Origin of the sequence: Pseudoalteromonas sp. NEC-BIFX-2020_015 (assembly GCF_012952265.1) — a bacterium.
GTDB classification, from domain to species: Bacteria; Pseudomonadota; Gammaproteobacteria; order Enterobacterales; family Alteromonadaceae; genus Pseudoalteromonas; species Pseudoalteromonas neustonica.
In genome coordinates, this window is sequence record NZ_JABCJL010000027.1 from 1 (window position 1) to 15,025 (window position 15,025).

Below are 15,025 nucleotides of genomic sequence, written 5' to 3' on the forward strand. Positions count from 1 at the left end.
AGCGTTTTGGACCCACCTGATCCCATGCCGAACTCAGTAGTGAAACGAAACAGCGCCGATGATAGTGTAGCATTTGTTATGTGAAAGTAGGTCATCGCCAGGCTCCAAATAAAGAAAGCCCGACTCATAGAGTCGGGCTTTTTTACGTCTGCAGGAAAGTGAAAAAGCGAGCTAGGTGCAAGGTGGCCAGTGTCGCTCGGGCGCTCATCTGAAAGCAACACACCTCCATATATCGGTTGTCGCGATAAATCACGACCTATATCGTACTGAGTTAATACCAATTTGCATAAAGATTAAGTCAATTTTATCCAATCTCTCATTTTTAACCGTACCAGGAACTGAGATGGATCCATTCCACGCTTGCGATACCTGTTCGACTATTTCTTCATAACCACTAAATACACGATTTGATAGACAGTGTTGCCGTAGCCAACTCCATACTTGCTCCATTGGGTTTAATTCCGGGGAGTAAGGTGGAAGCTTTATCAACGTTATATTATTAAATGGTTGTACAGTATCAATAAATAGTATGTCAACCAGCACCATCAACGATCACAACTACTGACGTCCCGGCTCTGTGGCTTTTGATATTAATTCCATTTATTGATACTGCCGCGTGCTGTATTTAGCCGCTTAGCAATATTCGTTCTGTCTTCGCCCTCAAAGAATAATGAAACAGCAAGCAAGCGTATACGCTGGCATTACATTTATGTCACCACAAAGGAATGCTATTAATACGTTAAGATTATTATTTGTAAATTGCTGATTTTTTGCTTATTTAAATTTGACTTTTGCTTGTATTTTGTGTTATTTGGCAGGGTCTTCTTTTGGGTTTATAATGGCTCTATCAGTGGTTAATAAGGAAAAATAAGTAATCATTTAAGTTATAGATACCATATCAAATTAATCAAGAAAGGAGGTGCTAACTAAAAATACCTCTAAGTTATCCAATCGTAATGTATCATTTCAATAGCCCACAAGCACAACTCTACTTCAAACAAAAATAAACAATACACGTCAAGGTAACCTTAATGTGGGTTCAGTTGTGCCTTTAAATAAGGAAAAATAATGGAAGAAAAGAATAATAAAAGTAATTATAAAGACTGTGTTTTCGTCACAATTAATACCTATAAGGAAAAACCAGAAGTAAAACAAGAAAGTTCTGATTCAAGTGGTTTTCTTGGTGGATATGAGGTTTTTTTGTTCATTGTATTTGAACACATATTTGACTACATATTGGAATTAACATTCAATTGGGTTGGTTTTACTATCTTCCCTCATATAGTGAATTTCTTGATAATTAATATTCCTTTAGAGTATTTAGCAATTCTCCACAATCTGATTGTTTAATATGAAATGTTGGCATTTGTTAATAAAAAGTATCTAATTTTTATTATAAAAATAATGTTACAAATTAGATGATAGAAAGCCCTCGCAGTTAAGAGGGCTATTTCTTTCTAACCTAGCTTGAGTCTTTTTACCAAATCATCTCTACAAATTCAGGATGATCGACAAATGGATTGCGATTACCTTGATGCTCAAATGCGGCTTGGTTTCTATCTAGTTCAAGTTGACTGACAGGATCACTATTATGCCAATTAACCAACATAGTTACCGCCCAGTTTTCAAACACTTGGTTTGATGTGCCATTAAGTACTGCGTTGCTGTAAGTGGTGTTATTTTGCCAACTACCAATAACGTTCTCATAACGTGTTGCCATATAAAAGTAGGCGCGAGCAAAGTCACCTTTAAATTCATCAATTGGCTCAAATACAGTGCCTGAATAATTTAATGAACTTGAAGCGGTGCCAAGTTTGCTGCCATTGCTTGAGGTATATATTGCGCTGCCTACATCACCAAATGGAAAGTTACTGCGTTTTGAATTAACGTAACCATCGGTTGCAAAAATATGATGTACATCCGAGTTCATAGGTTCAACTTTACCGCCAAACCAGCTCTTAGGAAAAGAGTGCTCTCGATTGTAGCAATCGCCTTCACTGCGATAAGTTCCGCATTGATTAGTCACTGCTACATAATTAAAGCTATCTTGCCCGGCTGGTTTTTCTGAATAGCGATCGAGAATTGAGTTGTCATTTTCAAAATACTTATCACGAGATGCGCTATCGTAAAAACTCCAAATGGCAGAATAACCCTGTGAGTTATGACCTTTAATAATATTATAAAGCTCAGTTTTTAAAGCGTAGCCTGTAAGTCCCTGTGTAGTTACATAATAGCCTGTAGGGTCAACGGGTGGGGTAACAGGATCGGTATTGCCTAATGTGAAAGGTGTAGCTTGTGAGTGCTCAAAGCTAGCGCCGTTGGCAAGGGCTGTTTGTCCTTGGTTTAATGTATAGCTGCCATTGCCAAATGAGCAGCAGATACCATCACCATAGCTATCAAAAATACTAAAGGTGTAATCACCATCAATAAGGCAGGCTTGTTCGTTATAAGTTGTGTTGCCGGTATAACTGCTACCCGATGCAACCGTAATATTTTGGTGATTGGTAATTTGCCAGCTGGTTTCTTCGCCATAGTTATCGGTTGCGAGTGTTAAATCTACAGTGTTATCAGCACAGCCTGGCGGTGGGGGTGTAACCGTTGCGGTTGGTGTGAAGCTATCTACATACACAGTCTCATTGCCATCAAAGCCATTTACATCGTAAAAACGCAGTCCAACAGCAATAGTGGTGTTGCTCGAAGCGGTGTATTGATAACTTATTTCTTGCCATTGGTTTAATAGTGCCGGATTTGAATAGCCTTGATAACCGTTGGCGAATAGGCGCGCTTTAACACCTCCTTCAGTGTGGTAAACCCACGTTGAGAATAAATAACTTTGTCCCGCTTCTACGTTAACTTGCTGTAATAGATCAGTGCTACTTTGGCTGGCGGTTGTGACGACTACTTTAGCAGCTAATACTCCCGAATTAACTACTGAGCTATTCGCTGAAAGAGCAATGCCAGAATCAATTGTACTCCAACCTTCTGGTGCACCGTTTACCCAATTTTCAAAGCCACCATTAGTAATGGTGGCTGCGCTTGATAGTGAAGTACACAATAGTGTACTGGCTAGTATGTGCTTTTTATATGTCCCGTGTGACATGGTGTTTCCTTTTATTTTATTTTTATGTTCTATAACTGAACTAGAATAATATACCTTACAACTTCCATGTTGCATAATTGTTAATGTTCAGCTGTTTGCAAATATAAGTGATTTAATTATGAACTATTTTTGTTACCGCTTTATTTACTATTTATAAGTAAAAGCTTAAATTGCTCAAGTTTTAGCTTTTAATCTGTTTTTGAAGGTATTTATATAAGTTCATAACTAAATGGAATAACAAAGCAGATTCTATTCTTTTTTTATTCGCCCATACCCCGTTATTCTTCACACTCAAAGAATCCTCTAAGGCTAGATTGTAGCCATAGAGTTGAGGCAAATTTTAGGCAAAGTGATTAACTTAAATAGTGTCATTTCGCAGATAACTTTCAGGGTTACGGGGAATCAATTCATGTTGTTAGGTCAACTTAATGCGCTAGCAAGTCCGCTATCGCAAGAGCAAGTACAAAAGCTGCAAGGTTTAGTGGCTGAGCTTAATCCAATTCAGCAAGCTTGGGTAAGTGGTTACCTTGCTGCGAATGCCAATACGGCCAACTTAGGTGGTGTTGTAGGTGCTGCGCCAAGTGCAGGTGAGGCGGCAGCGTTGACCATTTTATATGGCTCGCAAACTGGTAACTCAAAAGGCGTTGCAACTAAGCTCAAAGAACAGGCTGAATCACGTGGTTTAGCCGTGAAACTAGTAAGCATGTCTGATTACAAACCAACAGCCCTGAAAAAAGAAAAATTCCTTACGGTCGTGGTTTCAACATACGGTGAAGGTGAGCCGCCAGAAGATGCGGAAACATTGCATGAATTTTTAGCAACCAAAAAAGCACCTAAGCTTGATGGTGTTAAAATAGCGGTTATTGGTTTAGGCGATTCAAGCTATGAGTTCTTCTGCCAAACGGCAAAAGATTTTGAAGAGCGTTTAAATAAATTAGGTGCAGAGACTATTTATCAGCGCGCTGATTTAGATGTTGATTATGATGATGAAGCGGCAACGTGGATCACGGGTGCACTTGATGCGTTTGAACCTGATTTAAAAGCGCAGCAAGGTGCAACTGGTGGGCAAGTGGTTTCATTTGGTGCACCAGCAATTGCTGCCAGCCAATATACCAAGCAAAACCCATTTGCGGCAGAGCTGAGTTTAGTACAAAAGATTACTGGTCGTGATTCAAGCAAAGATGTTCGTCACGTTGAAATTTCATTAGAAGGCTCAGATATTACCTATACGCCGGGTGACTCACTAGGTGTTTACTTCCTAAATGATGAAGCATTAGTTGATGAAGTGCTGACACTGACTCAAATTGATGGCGCAACGAGCGTAAAGTTAGGTGATGTTGAATTAAGTGTTCGTGATGCATTAATCGAGAAACTTGAGCTCACTCAGTCATACCCTGGCTTTGTTGAAAAATACGCAATCGCGACAGGTACGCCTGAGTTATTAAAGCTAGTTGAAGATAAAGCGGCAATGCGTGAATACATTGAAGCTCGTCAAATCTTCGACGTGATCCGTCAAAATCCAGCTGTGCTTGAAGCGCAAACATTAGTTGATTGCCTGCGTAAGTTACAAGCGCGTTTGTATTCAATTGCATCAAGCCAAGCTGAAGTAGAAGACGAAGTGCACTTAACGATTGGCCTTGTTGAATTTGATGCATTTGGTAGCGAGCATTTAGGTGGTTGTTCTGGTTATTTAGCACGTCGTGCTGAAGAAGGCTGTAAAGTTAAAGTATTCAGCGAGCATAATGATAACTTCCGCCTACCAGCGAATGATGAAACACCGGTGATCATGGTAGGCCCAGGTACCGGTATTGCGCCATTTCGTGCATTTTTACAAGAGCGTGATGCCCGTGAAGCATCAGGTAAAAACTGGTTGTTCTTTGGTAACCCACACTTTACGCAAGATTTCTTATACCAAGTAGAAATTCAAGGTTACTTAAAATCTGGTCTATTAAGCCAAGTTGATGTGGCGTTTAGCCGCGATCAAGCTGAGAAAGTCTATGTACAAGATAAGCTACGTAGTAACAGTAAAGCCGTATTTGAATGGCTAGAAGCCGGCGCGCACTTTTATATCTGTGGTGATGCAAACCGCATGGCGAAAGATGTTCATCAAGCCTTAGTTGATATCATCAAAGAAAATAGTGGCAAAAACGATGAAGACGCTGAACAGTATTTAAAAGATTTACGTAGCGCCAACCGCTATCAGAAAGACGTTTATTAAAGTTAAACGTTGCTTACTTTGTTAAAAGTTAACAGCCGTCACTGTAACTAATTTAGGATTTACCATGAGCGAACAAGATAAAAACGTAAAGCTTTCTGATAACGAGCGTTTGAAAAGAGAAAGTAACTTTTTACGCGGCACGATTGAGCAAGATTTACAAAATGAGATCACCGGTGGCTTTACTGCTGATAACTTTCAGTTAATCCGCTTCCACGGTATGTATCAACAAGACGACCGTGATATTCGTGGTGAGCGCGCCAAGCAAAAGCTTGAGCCACTTCATAACGTAATGCTACGAGCACGTATGCCGGGCGGTATTATTCAGCCAGCACAATGGCTAGCGATTGATAAATTTGCCGATGACAAAACCAGCTACGGCAGTATTCGTTTAACGACCCGTCAAACATTCCAGTTTCACGGTGTATTAAAGCCAAATATTAAAGGCATGCACCAAATGCTTGATAGCGTGGGCATTGACTCAATCGCTACAGCTGGGGACGTTAACCGTAATGTACTGTGTACAACTAATCCAGTTGAGTCTGAGCTTCATCAAGAGGCGTACGATTGGGCTGCGAAAATTTCTGAACATTTATTACCAAAAACTAAAGCCTATGCTGAAATTTGGTTAAATGGCGAAAAAGCACAGACCACAGAAGAGCCAATTTTGGGGTCTAATTATTTACCACGTAAGTTTAAAACTACGGTAACCATTCCGCCAAATAACGAAGTGGATGTGCATGCGAATGACTTAAACTTTGTAGCAATTGCTGATAACGGCAAGCTAGTTGGTTTTAACGTTTTAGTGGGCGGTGGCCTTGCTATGACTCATGGCGATACTGCAACGTACCCACGCAAAGCCGATGACTTTGGCTTTATCGCGTTAGAAGATACGCTAAAAATTGCTGAGCATGTGGTATCTGTTCAGCGTGATTGGGGTAACCGCTCAAACCGTAAAAATGCAAAAACTAAATACACGCTAGACCGTGTAGGGTCTGATGTATTTAAGGCCGAAGTTGAAGCGCGTTCAGGTGTTAAATTTGCACCGAGTCGCCCGTTTGAGTTTACTCATCGAGGGGATCGCATTGGTTGGGTTGAAGGTATTGATGGTAAGCATCACTTAACATTATTTATTCAAAGTGGTCGTATTTTAGATTACCCAGGTAAACCACTTAAAACAGGTTGTCGTAAAATTGCAGAAGTTCACCAAGGTGATATGCGTATGACGGCAAATCAAAATTTGATCATTGCCGGTGTGCCAGCAGATCAAAAAGCAGTGATTGAAGAAATTGCCCGTAACCATGGTTTGATTGACGACAAAGATTCAGAGCAGCGTAAAAATTCAATGGCATGCGTGGCACTGCCAACATGCCCATTAGCGATGGCAGAAGCTGAACGTTACTTACCAAGTTTAATTGAAAAAACCGAAGCGTTACTTGCTAAGCATGGTATTCCTGATGACAGCATCATTATGCGTGTTGTTGGTTGCCCAAATGGCTGTGGCCGCGCAATGCTTGCAGAAGCAGGTTTAGTTGGTAAAGGCCCAGGTAAATACAATGTGTACTTAGGTGGTAACCTTGAAGGCACACGTATTCCTAAGTTGTATTTAGAAAATGTCGGTGAAGATGTATATCTAGAAGCCTTTGATAAATTAATAGGTCAATGGGCGAGTGAACGTAATGACGGCGAATGTTTTGGTGATTTTGTGATCCGCAAAGGCATAGTCGCTGAAGTTAAAGTCTCAGTCACCGACTTTTACGCATAATTTAAAGCCGATGCAACACATCGGCTAAGGTTTGGAATTTACTATGAGTGAATTTAAAAACATTTTAAAGCTTGATAAAGAAAGCCAAGCAGCGATGCTGGCTGACGCAAATGGCATGCTTAAAGAGCTAACTGCTGAGCAGCGTGTAGCGTGGGCACTTGAAAATTTGCCTGACACACAATTTTTATCATCAAGCTTTGGTATTCAAGCCGCTGTGATGTTGCATTTAGTAACCTCGCAAAAGCCAGATATTCCCGTGGTTCTTACTGATACTGGTTATTTATTTCCAGAGACCTATCAGTTTATTGAGCAATTAACCGAGCGTTTATCACTGAATTTAAAAGTGTATAAATCGCACCTTAGCCCAGCATGGCAAGAGGCTAAATTCGGTAAGCTATGGGAGCAAGGTGAAGCGGGTATTAAGCAATATAATCAGCTTAATAAAGTTGAGCCAATGACTCGCGCATTAAAAGATATTGACGCAGGCACATGGTTTAGCGGCTTACGTCGTGATCAAGCATCATCGCGCGCTGATAAGCAAGTGATTGAAATTAGCCGTGGCACAGTGAAAGTTTATCCTATTATTGAATGGTCAAACCGTGATGTGTATCAGTACCTAACTAAGCACGGTTTATCGTATCACCCATTATGGGAGCAAGGTTATGTGTCGATGGGAGATGTGCATACTACACGTAAGTTAGAGCCGGGTATGACTGAAGAAGAAACGCGTTTCTTTGGCTTAAATCGCGAATGTGGTCTACATATTGACGGCGATGGAATTTAATTCTTTTTAATTAGTATTATTTTAAAAACGCAGCACACGCTGCGTTTTTTTGTAAATGTAGTATGCTTAATAACCAGTTTGTTATGTGAATCGCATTTATGAAACAATTCTGTCTGCTTTTTTTCTTACTTATGTCACCTTCTGCAGTTGCGGATAGTTTTCGTATTGCATTGCCTGATGAAGACTACCCGCCCTATCATTTTGTGGACACGCAGCATAAAGGTATTTTAAACGAGCTTCTGGTTCTTTTTTCAGAGGCTTCAGAGGTAGATATTGAGTATATATTTGCACCGGAAAAACGATCTGCGAAGATGTTACAGCAAGGCTATGTTGATGCGCGGATGGAATCAGAGGTTTGGCTTATCGGTGATGAATCTTATTATTGGAGCCAAGAAATAGCGATAGTCGAAGACGTACTGGTAGTGTCTCATGGCACTAAGCTAATTGACTTTAAAGAGTTGAATAGTTTAAAAGACGGGATATTACTAGGGCGGTTTGGTTATGTTTATCCAAAATATGAATTACTAGTGAATAGTAACGTACTGCATCGTGAGAACTTTTATTCAGATCTAGATATACTGCAAAGTCTCTATAGTGATACACCTATGAGTAAGCGCTTTACCATTATGTCGAGAGATGTGGTGAATTGGTATATCAAAAAACACCCGCACCTATCGCAATTAGTTATAAGTGATTTCAATGTTGGTAAAGCACCACTTCAGTTGCAATTTTCATACACTCCAAAGGGAAGAAAGCTTGTTCGAGAGTTTAATCTTTTTTTAAAAGAGCTGAAAGAAAGTAAAGAGCTTGCTAGTATAATTAGCCGCTACCAGTAAAGGTAGTTTATGAATGGCTTACTTTTAACCCAAAGGATTGATTATGAAATATTTTGCGTACTTAGCAACAATGATCTTGCTAATTAGCATTACAGCCTTATTTTACTTACAGCGCCCAGATGGTGAAACGTGGTTAAATAGTGAAGATATCGGCAGTACATCGAACAATATTAAAGAGCAAATGGTCGCTTTGTCGAGCGGAGCTTTAGATCATGCGGTTGATGCTGTAGTAAAAACAAGTAATCAGGTTGTAGAAAAAATATCAGGTGATAGCACTGAAAAAGTCACTACAATTTACAAATGGCAAGATAAAAGAGGTCAATGGCATTACTCTGATCAACCAAACCCTGATGGTAAAAGTGAGCGATTAGTACTCGATCCTAAAGATATTACAGTCATTGCAGCCGAAGACACATCAATATTAAAAGGGAGTGCAAAAGCTGGTAATTTAACTCTTCCTAAAAGCTCAAATAGTGTTTATGACCCGGTGGTAATTAAAAAGTTATTCGATGATGCAGAGCAAATAAAGACAAAGTTAGAGCAACGCACTCAAGCTTTAGAGTCGAATAATTAAGCCTATAGGCTAGGGTTGGAGTGAGGCTGTATTGTTAGCAAAAAACTGATGATCGACGCTAGGAAGATTATACTGAGTCAACCATTGTTGGGTTAATTTATCCAATTCCCCTGAGTGCATCATTCTCATTAGAGCATCATCAAATTCATCTCTAAGGGCTGATTGTTGAAATACAATATATGAGCCGTCATAGTTTAAAATATCGCGATAAATAAATTGCTTAGGGCTTAATTGGGTTAAGTGTGCTGTATTCCAATAAAATACAAGGTAGTCACCTATACGTACATCAATACGATTAGTGTGCAGCTGTTTGTTAAGTGCTTGTTGGTTACCAATCTCTGAGTAATTTATGTTTTTTTGCTGCGTTAGTTTACGGTAATCATTACCAAATAATTGTGACGCACCAATAAAGCTCGCTACAGTGAGATCTTTTAAATCGCTTAAGTTGGTTATGTTTTCCGCCCATTCGGATGAGTGCATAATCACTCTATTCATAAACTTGATTCTAAACCGTGAAGGAAATGCTCCTTTGGGTGGCTGAGCTGTGTAGTTAATGGCAATATCTGCGACTTGATTATCAAAATAACGTTGAATTGCATCGTTATTTAACGGGATGATTTTTAGCTTGGTATAACCTTGCTTATTAAGAACGTCTACGACGACATTATCAAAGAAACCATTACCGATGATTTCATTTTGAATGAAATAAGGGGCGAAGTTTCCAGAAGCGATTGTTAGCTTTTCATGGGCAGCAATGGTATTGGATGAGATCCCCAGCAGTAATAGACTAATAACTGAGGTGTTTTTAATAAGTCGAAATTTACTCATCTGTAGCATGCTTACTTGTGGGGGCATGTGTTTGGTGTTCAGTTTCTAACTTCATTAGTATGATGGTGAGATAGATTTTTGTTGGTAGAGAAAATAAAACCCCTACCGCAATGCAAATTGCACTAATCATAATGCCGCGGATACTATTTTGTTCGCCAAAAATGTCAGATGTTAATAAATAATGCCCAGCTAAAATAAGGCATATGCCAAGTATGATAAACACCTTAAGTACTTGTATCGTTTTTTGCTCTGTCATACTCGATGCATACCATTGATAACGTGAATTAAGTGTAGCTAATAATTTGTAGGCTGACTTGTTTTACATCAAAGAAATAATAAAGGGCTAAGCAGTCAAGCACTGCAAAGCCCAGTCATCAAAGTGTTTAGTTACTGAGCATATTACGCAGTACATATTGTAAAATGCCGCCGTGTTTGTAGTAATCCCACTCTTTGGGAGTATCAATACGTACATCGGCGCTAAAACTGACTTTTTTACCTTCGTTATTAGTGGCAATCACACACACTTCTTTAGTTTTATCGAACAGGTCTTCAATATCAAACTGCTCTTGACCTGTTAAACCTAAAGACTCGTGACTTTCTCCTGCTTTAAATTGCAGTGGTAGTACACCCATACCAATTAAATTAGAGCGATGAATACGTTCATAACTTTGCGCAATAACGGCTTTAATACCAAGTAATAAGGAGCCTTTTGCTGCCCAATCACGCGATGAACCAGTACCATATTCAGCCCCCGCTAGCACAACTAATGGCACACCTTGTTGTTGATAAGCCATAGCCGCATCGTAAATACTGGCCAATTCATCATCGGGTTGAGTACGAGTTACCCCGCCTTCAGTACCTGGAGCAAGTAAGTTTTTTAATCGAACATTGGCAAAGGTGCCGCGCATCATCACTTCATGGTTACCACGGCGAGATCCGTAGGAGTTGAATTGTGATTTTTCTACGCCATTTTCTTGCAAGTATTCGCCCGCAGGTGCGCTTGCTTTAATTGCGCCAGCAGGGGATATATGATCCGTGGTGACGGAATCGCCAAGTTTAGCTAAACAGCGAGCGCCGCTAATTGCAGGGATACCAGGAGGCTCAATGCTCATACCATCAAAAAATGGTGCTTTTTTAATGTAGGTTGAGGCGTCATTCCAGTCATACAGTTTGCCATCTGGAATTTTTATCTGCTGCCAACGATCATCCCCTTTATAAACATTGCCGTAGCTGGTAGCGAACATTTCTTTAGTGACGGTTTTTTTCACGAGTTCATTTACTTCGCTGACGCTAGGCCAAATATTTTTAAGATAAATATCGTTACCATTAGCATCTTGCGCTAATGGTTCGTTATACACATCAATATCTGTGCGTCCTGCAATTGCATAAGCGACGACCAGTGGCGGCGACGCCAAAAAGTTCATTTTCACATCTTGGTGAATACGCCCTTCAAAGTTACGGTTACCTGATAAAATAGAACTCACTACTAATTTATGTTGCTGAATTGCTTCACTGATTTCATCTGCAAGCGGGCCTGAATTACCAATACAAGTAGTACAACCGTAACCAACAAGGTTGAAGCCTAGTGCATCTAAGTCATCCATTAGATCTGCATTTTTGAGATAATCAGTTACCACTTGTGAGCCTGGTGCGAGCGATGTTTTAACCCATGGTTTAACATTAATACCTAGTTGACGGGCTTTTTTAGCAACTAAACCGGCAGCTAAAATAACACTTGGATTTGAGGTGTTAGTACAGCTGGTAATAGCAGCAATAACACAAGCGCCGTCTTTAAGTTCAAATTCTTGGCCTTTAAAGTTTACCTTTGCAGCGCCCATAAATTGTGCTTCGTTGATTGGCTCGTCAGGATTCGTTGTTGGACCTTCATCTTCAATACGAGCTTGTTGTTCATCACTATTGTCGCGTTTAGCAAGACGTTCATCTTGAAAACCTTTTAAATGCTTACCAATAATATCGCCAGCTTGATCGAGAGCAATTCTGTCTTGGGGACGTTTTGGTCCTGCAAGGCTAGGCACTACATCATTTAATGAGAGCTCTAATGTATCGGTGTAATTGGCTTCATCGCCATCGTTACGCCATAGACCTTGGTGTTTTGCATAATCTTCAATCAGCTTGAGTTGAGTTTCGTCGCGATTGGTTAAACGTAAGTAATTTATGGTTTCATCATCGATAGGGAAAATACCACAGGTTGCGCCGTATTCGGGGGCCATATTAGCTATGGTTGCACGATCAGCCAGTGGTAAATCAGCAAGCCCATCGCCATAAAACTCAACAAACTTACCTACCACCCCATGCTTGCGCAGTATTTCAGTTACCGTGAGTACTAAATCGGTAGCTGTGGTGCCTTCAGGTAAGCGGCCATTGAGTTTCATACCAACGACTTGCGGGATAAGTAAGCTAATTGGTTGTCCAAGCATTGCGGCTTCGGCTTCGATACCACCTACGCCCCAACCAAGTACACCTAAACCATTGATCATAGTAGTATGCGAATCAGTGCCGACTAATGTATCAGGATAAGCAAAGCGTTGACCATTGCGCTCTTCGTTAAATACCACACGAGCGAGATATTCTAAATTTACTTGATGAACAATACCGGTGGCAGGTGGCACGACCTTTAAGTTATCAAAGGCGGTTTGACCCCAACGTAAAAATTCATAGCGTTCTTTATTGCGTTCATACTCAAGTTTGGCATTTAAATCAAAAGAGCCATCTTCGCCGTAACCATCTACCTGTACTGAATGGTCAATTACCAGCTCTGCAGGTGAGAGTGGGTTTATTTTAGCTGGATCGCCACCGAGTCTTTCCATAGCATCACGCATTGCGGCTAAATCAACAATTGCAGGTACGCCGGTAAAATCTTGCATGACTACGCGAGCAGGCGTAAATGCAACCTCAGCGCTGGGCTTGGCTTGTGAATCCCAATTTAGAAGTGCTTTAATATCTTGTTTTTTAATATTAACGCCGTCTTCATTACGCAGTAAGTTTTCGAGTAGTATTTTTAGTGAGAATGGTAGTCGCTTAGCCTGATCGCCTAAACCTTGCAGTGAGTGAATATGAAATTGTTCGCCATTGATTGTGAGTTGTTTTTGGGTGTCAAAACTATTGTTCATTATGTGCCCCTTAATTAGATGAATATCCTTAAATAGTACTTATACCAATTGACTTAAATATTTAACCATTCTAGCGGGCTAAATAAAGCGCTAACTGCGTTATAAATTTTTCATGTAGAACAAATACATGTCAAAATTTCTGCCGTATTTCGCTATAAGTGGTCAGTAACTTAACACGATTGGTATTAAGTGTTATGAGCGTAACCTTTGATTGATTAATTGATTAATTGATTAATTGATTAAAATGCAAAGTGCATACCAGTCTATTTTTGTATTATTTTTATACAAGTAAGTATAGTAGAGATGATGCCGAAAATTGATATTTCAAGCATGAGTGATCAAACCAAGGCGTGCCTCTTAGGCTACTTTATTGTAGCCAAGCTTGTTGTTTGCCTGTGTGGCTCAGCAGTAGCAAAGTAATGGCAATAACGATTACAAATAGTGGCATAAATACGGCGCTGGCACCGAGCAATTCAATACTGTTAATAACGATGAAGTTATAAAACTGTTGAATAAAAATTGCAATAAGTGAAAGTGCAAAAACGTCTCGTGCAATGGCTTTTCTTAGTAATAATAAAATGCAGCCTAGTGCGCCGCCAAATACGGCTACCGCAAAGGCAATCGTTGACCAAAGGGGAATGTTTGAGTAAGCAGCTTGTTGTTCTATAGGCAGTTTACTGATCATATCAGGGGTCATAAATAGCTGCATAATAAACGCAATTACCCCGAGTAAGTTCCAAGCAAGGGCGGCCCAAGCTACGGATTTTAACCAGTCTGGAGGGGTCATAAATTACCTTTTTAATCATTATTCAAAAAGGTAATTTAAGTCGATTACGGCTACTTTTACAAGTCTGGAGTCGATTAACCAAATGAAATAGGACGGCGGCCTGTTTTTTCATCAACCTTTGGTTTTTTAACACGTTTACGTTTGGCTTTTGCGGGGGCATTAACTGCTTGCTCAGTGTTCTTTTGTGGCTCAGGCTGTGTTGATGAAGCAGAACGTTCAGCTGGGATTGCAGTTTCACTTAATGTCAGTTGAAAGTGCTCACCATCAAATTCAAGGATGTCGCCACTGTATAATTTTTTCCGCTTGATTGTACAAATTTCATGGTTAACGCCCACGTAGCCCTCAGTGATGAGATTTTTGGCTTGGCCGCCACCTTCGACTAAATCAAGAACTTTTAAGAGTTTGCATAGCTCAATTGGCTCTTCTTCTAATTCAATTTCAATATATTCTTGGTTCATGTTCGATCTCATTAAGGTAGGGCACAGCCTATAGTATAAAGGCTTAGTGTGATTTTTGCATCTAGCTGTCTCAAGTCAGCGAAGCATTAAATAAAATTAATGTGCAACTTTTTAGTGTTTTTCTCTGTCTTTAAGAAAACGGTAGTATTTCACGCGTAATATCCGCCTGAACAGCTGGCCTGCAATTTGCTATTCGAGTCGAATTCGATATTTAGTTGGCCATTTAATTACAAATGCCGCAGTACTGGAGATTTAAAATGGGCGTTAGATCAGCCATGAAAAAAGAGCTAATGGGCTTGGAAGGTTCGGGATTTATGACCGCTGACGATGTACGATCTGAACTTAGCAAAATTGTAAAAAAAGTGCCTGATAGATCAGATCGTGGTTTTTCTTTAATTTCGCGTTTTAACGACAATCACAGTCAATTGAGTTGCGGTGAAAATAGCAAAGAAAAGCTACTTGAATTTCAGCGGCATCGTTTATTTAAAGACGTTTTGTATACGCGTAAAAGTGTTGATGCGTGGCTTGATAGCCAAGTAAATTAGGT

At 40.0% G+C, this 15,025-nt stretch carries 13 protein-coding genes and 1 rRNA gene; 8 read left to right on the forward strand and 6 right to left on the reverse strand.

Annotated elements, in window-relative coordinates; translation table 11 throughout:
• Together rrf and HH219_RS17245 are read left to right on the forward strand one after the other, a co-directional pair.
• A 5S ribosomal RNA gene (rrf, locus tag HH219_RS17235) occupies nt 1–103 on the forward strand; the annotation flags it as partial.
• A 965-nt stretch (nt 104–1,068) separates the two neighbouring features.
• A complete protein-coding gene (locus HH219_RS17245; protein ID WP_054206911.1) occupies nt 1,069–1,350 on the forward strand; it encodes a hypothetical protein in 282 nt (93 codons plus the stop codon).
• 127 nt (nt 1,351–1,477) lie between these two features.
• Here HH219_RS17245 and HH219_RS17250 read toward each other — a convergent pair whose 3' ends face one another.
• A complete protein-coding gene (locus HH219_RS17250) occupies nt 1,478–3,100 on the reverse strand; it encodes an endonuclease (RefSeq protein WP_169328163.1) in 1,623 nt (540 codons plus the stop codon).
• Nucleotides 3,101–3,509: 409 nt separating this feature from the next.
• Here HH219_RS17250 and HH219_RS17255 point away from each other — a divergent pair, with 409 nt between their 5' ends.
• The 5 genes from HH219_RS17255 (at nt 3,510) to HH219_RS17275 (ending at nt 9,274) form a co-directional block, all read left to right on the forward strand.
• Complete coding sequence (locus tag HH219_RS17255) at nt 3,510–5,318, forward strand: assimilatory sulfite reductase (NADPH) flavoprotein subunit (protein WP_169328164.1); 1,809 nt, start codon at nt 3,510–3,512, stop codon at nt 5,316–5,318.
• Between the two features lie 64 nt (nt 5,319–5,382).
• On the forward strand, nt 5,383–7,080 hold the full coding sequence (gene cysI, locus HH219_RS17260; protein ID WP_054206908.1) for an assimilatory sulfite reductase (NADPH) hemoprotein subunit: 1,698 nt from the start codon (nt 5,383–5,385) through the stop codon (nt 7,078–7,080).
• A gap of 43 nt (nt 7,081–7,123) precedes the next feature.
• Nucleotides 7,124–7,864, forward strand: coding sequence for a phosphoadenylyl-sulfate reductase (locus HH219_RS17265; protein ID WP_054206907.1), 741 nt, complete (start codon nt 7,124–7,126; stop codon nt 7,862–7,864).
• Nucleotides 7,865–7,962: 98 nt separating this feature from the next.
• Nucleotides 7,963–8,700 carry a transporter substrate-binding domain-containing protein gene (locus HH219_RS17270; RefSeq protein WP_169328165.1) on the forward strand — a complete coding sequence of 246 codons (738 nt, stop codon included), beginning with the start codon at nt 7,963–7,965 and terminating at the stop codon, nt 8,698–8,700.
• A gap of 43 nt (nt 8,701–8,743) precedes the next feature.
• Nucleotides 8,744–9,274, forward strand: coding sequence for a DUF4124 domain-containing protein (locus HH219_RS17275; protein ID WP_054206905.1), 531 nt, complete (start codon nt 8,744–8,746; stop codon nt 9,272–9,274).
• A 9-nt stretch (nt 9,275–9,283) separates the two neighbouring features.
• On the opposite strand, the gene HH219_RS17280 is transcribed toward HH219_RS17275, so the two are convergent.
• The 5 genes from HH219_RS17280 to HH219_RS17300 form a co-directional block, all read right to left on the reverse strand.
• A complete protein-coding gene (locus HH219_RS17280) occupies nt 9,284–10,102 on the reverse strand; it encodes a transporter substrate-binding domain-containing protein (RefSeq protein ID WP_054452917.1) in 819 nt (272 codons plus the stop codon).
• Entirely contained in the window at nt 10,095–10,358 is a 264-nt protein-coding gene (locus tag HH219_RS17285; RefSeq protein ID WP_054452915.1) for a hypothetical protein, read from the reverse strand. The genes HH219_RS17280 and HH219_RS17285 overlap by 8 nt, the downstream gene beginning before the upstream one ends.
• Nucleotides 10,359–10,485: 127 nt before the next feature.
• Nucleotides 10,486–13,233, reverse strand: coding sequence for an aconitate hydratase AcnA (gene acnA, locus HH219_RS17290; protein ID WP_054206902.1), 2,748 nt, complete (start codon nt 13,231–13,233; stop codon nt 10,486–10,488).
• 367 nt (nt 13,234–13,600) lie between these two features.
• A complete protein-coding gene (locus HH219_RS17295) occupies nt 13,601–14,020 on the reverse strand; it encodes a hypothetical protein (protein WP_054206901.1) in 420 nt (139 codons plus the stop codon).
• 74 nt (nt 14,021–14,094) lie between these two features.
• Nucleotides 14,095–14,478, reverse strand: a complete 384-nt coding sequence (locus HH219_RS17300; protein ID WP_054452913.1) for an RNA-binding S4 domain-containing protein — start codon at nt 14,476–14,478, stop codon at nt 14,095–14,097.
• Between the two features lie 257 nt (nt 14,479–14,735).
• Here HH219_RS17300 and HH219_RS17305 point away from each other — a divergent pair, with 257 nt between their 5' ends.
• Nucleotides 14,736–15,023, forward strand: coding sequence for a hypothetical protein (locus HH219_RS17305; RefSeq protein WP_054206899.1), 288 nt, complete (start codon nt 14,736–14,738; stop codon nt 15,021–15,023).
• Nucleotides 15,024–15,025 lie beyond the last annotated feature (2 nt).

Bases quoted from the DNA above. Each gene is read 5' to 3' on its own strand.
- HH219_RS17265 (WP_054206907.1), top strand. From the start codon at position 7,124: ATGAGTGAATTTAAAAACATTTTAAAGCTTGATAAAGAAAGCCAAGCA.
- HH219_RS17285 (WP_054452915.1), bottom strand. From the start codon at position 10,358: ATGACAGAGCAAAAAACGATACAAGTACTTAAGGTGTTTATCATACTT.
- HH219_RS17270 (WP_169328165.1), top strand. From the start codon at position 7,963: ATGAAACAATTCTGTCTGCTTTTTTTCTTACTTATGTCACCTTCTGCA.
- HH219_RS17305 (WP_054206899.1), top strand. From the start codon at position 14,736: ATGGGCGTTAGATCAGCCATGAAAAAAGAGCTAATGGGCTTGGAAGGT.
- HH219_RS17250 (WP_169328163.1), bottom strand. From the start codon at position 3,100: ATGTCACACGGGACATATAAAAAGCACATACTAGCCAGTACACTATTG.
- HH219_RS17275 (WP_054206905.1), top strand. From the start codon at position 8,744: ATGAAATATTTTGCGTACTTAGCAACAATGATCTTGCTAATTAGCATT.
- HH219_RS17295 (WP_054206901.1), bottom strand. From the start codon at position 14,020: ATGACCCCTCCAGACTGGTTAAAATCCGTAGCTTGGGCCGCCCTTGCT.
- HH219_RS17255 (WP_169328164.1), top strand. From the start codon at position 3,510: ATGTTGTTAGGTCAACTTAATGCGCTAGCAAGTCCGCTATCGCAAGAG.
- acnA (WP_054206902.1), bottom strand. From the start codon at position 13,233: ATGAACAATAGTTTTGACACCCAAAAACAACTCACAATCAATGGCGAA.
- HH219_RS17280 (WP_054452917.1), bottom strand. From the start codon at position 10,102: ATGAGTAAATTTCGACTTATTAAAAACACCTCAGTTATTAGTCTATTA.
- HH219_RS17245 (WP_054206911.1), top strand. From the start codon at position 1,069: ATGGAAGAAAAGAATAATAAAAGTAATTATAAAGACTGTGTTTTCGTC.
- cysI (WP_054206908.1), top strand. From the start codon at position 5,383: ATGAGCGAACAAGATAAAAACGTAAAGCTTTCTGATAACGAGCGTTTG.
- HH219_RS17300 (WP_054452913.1), bottom strand. From the start codon at position 14,478: ATGAACCAAGAATATATTGAAATTGAATTAGAAGAAGAGCCAATTGAG.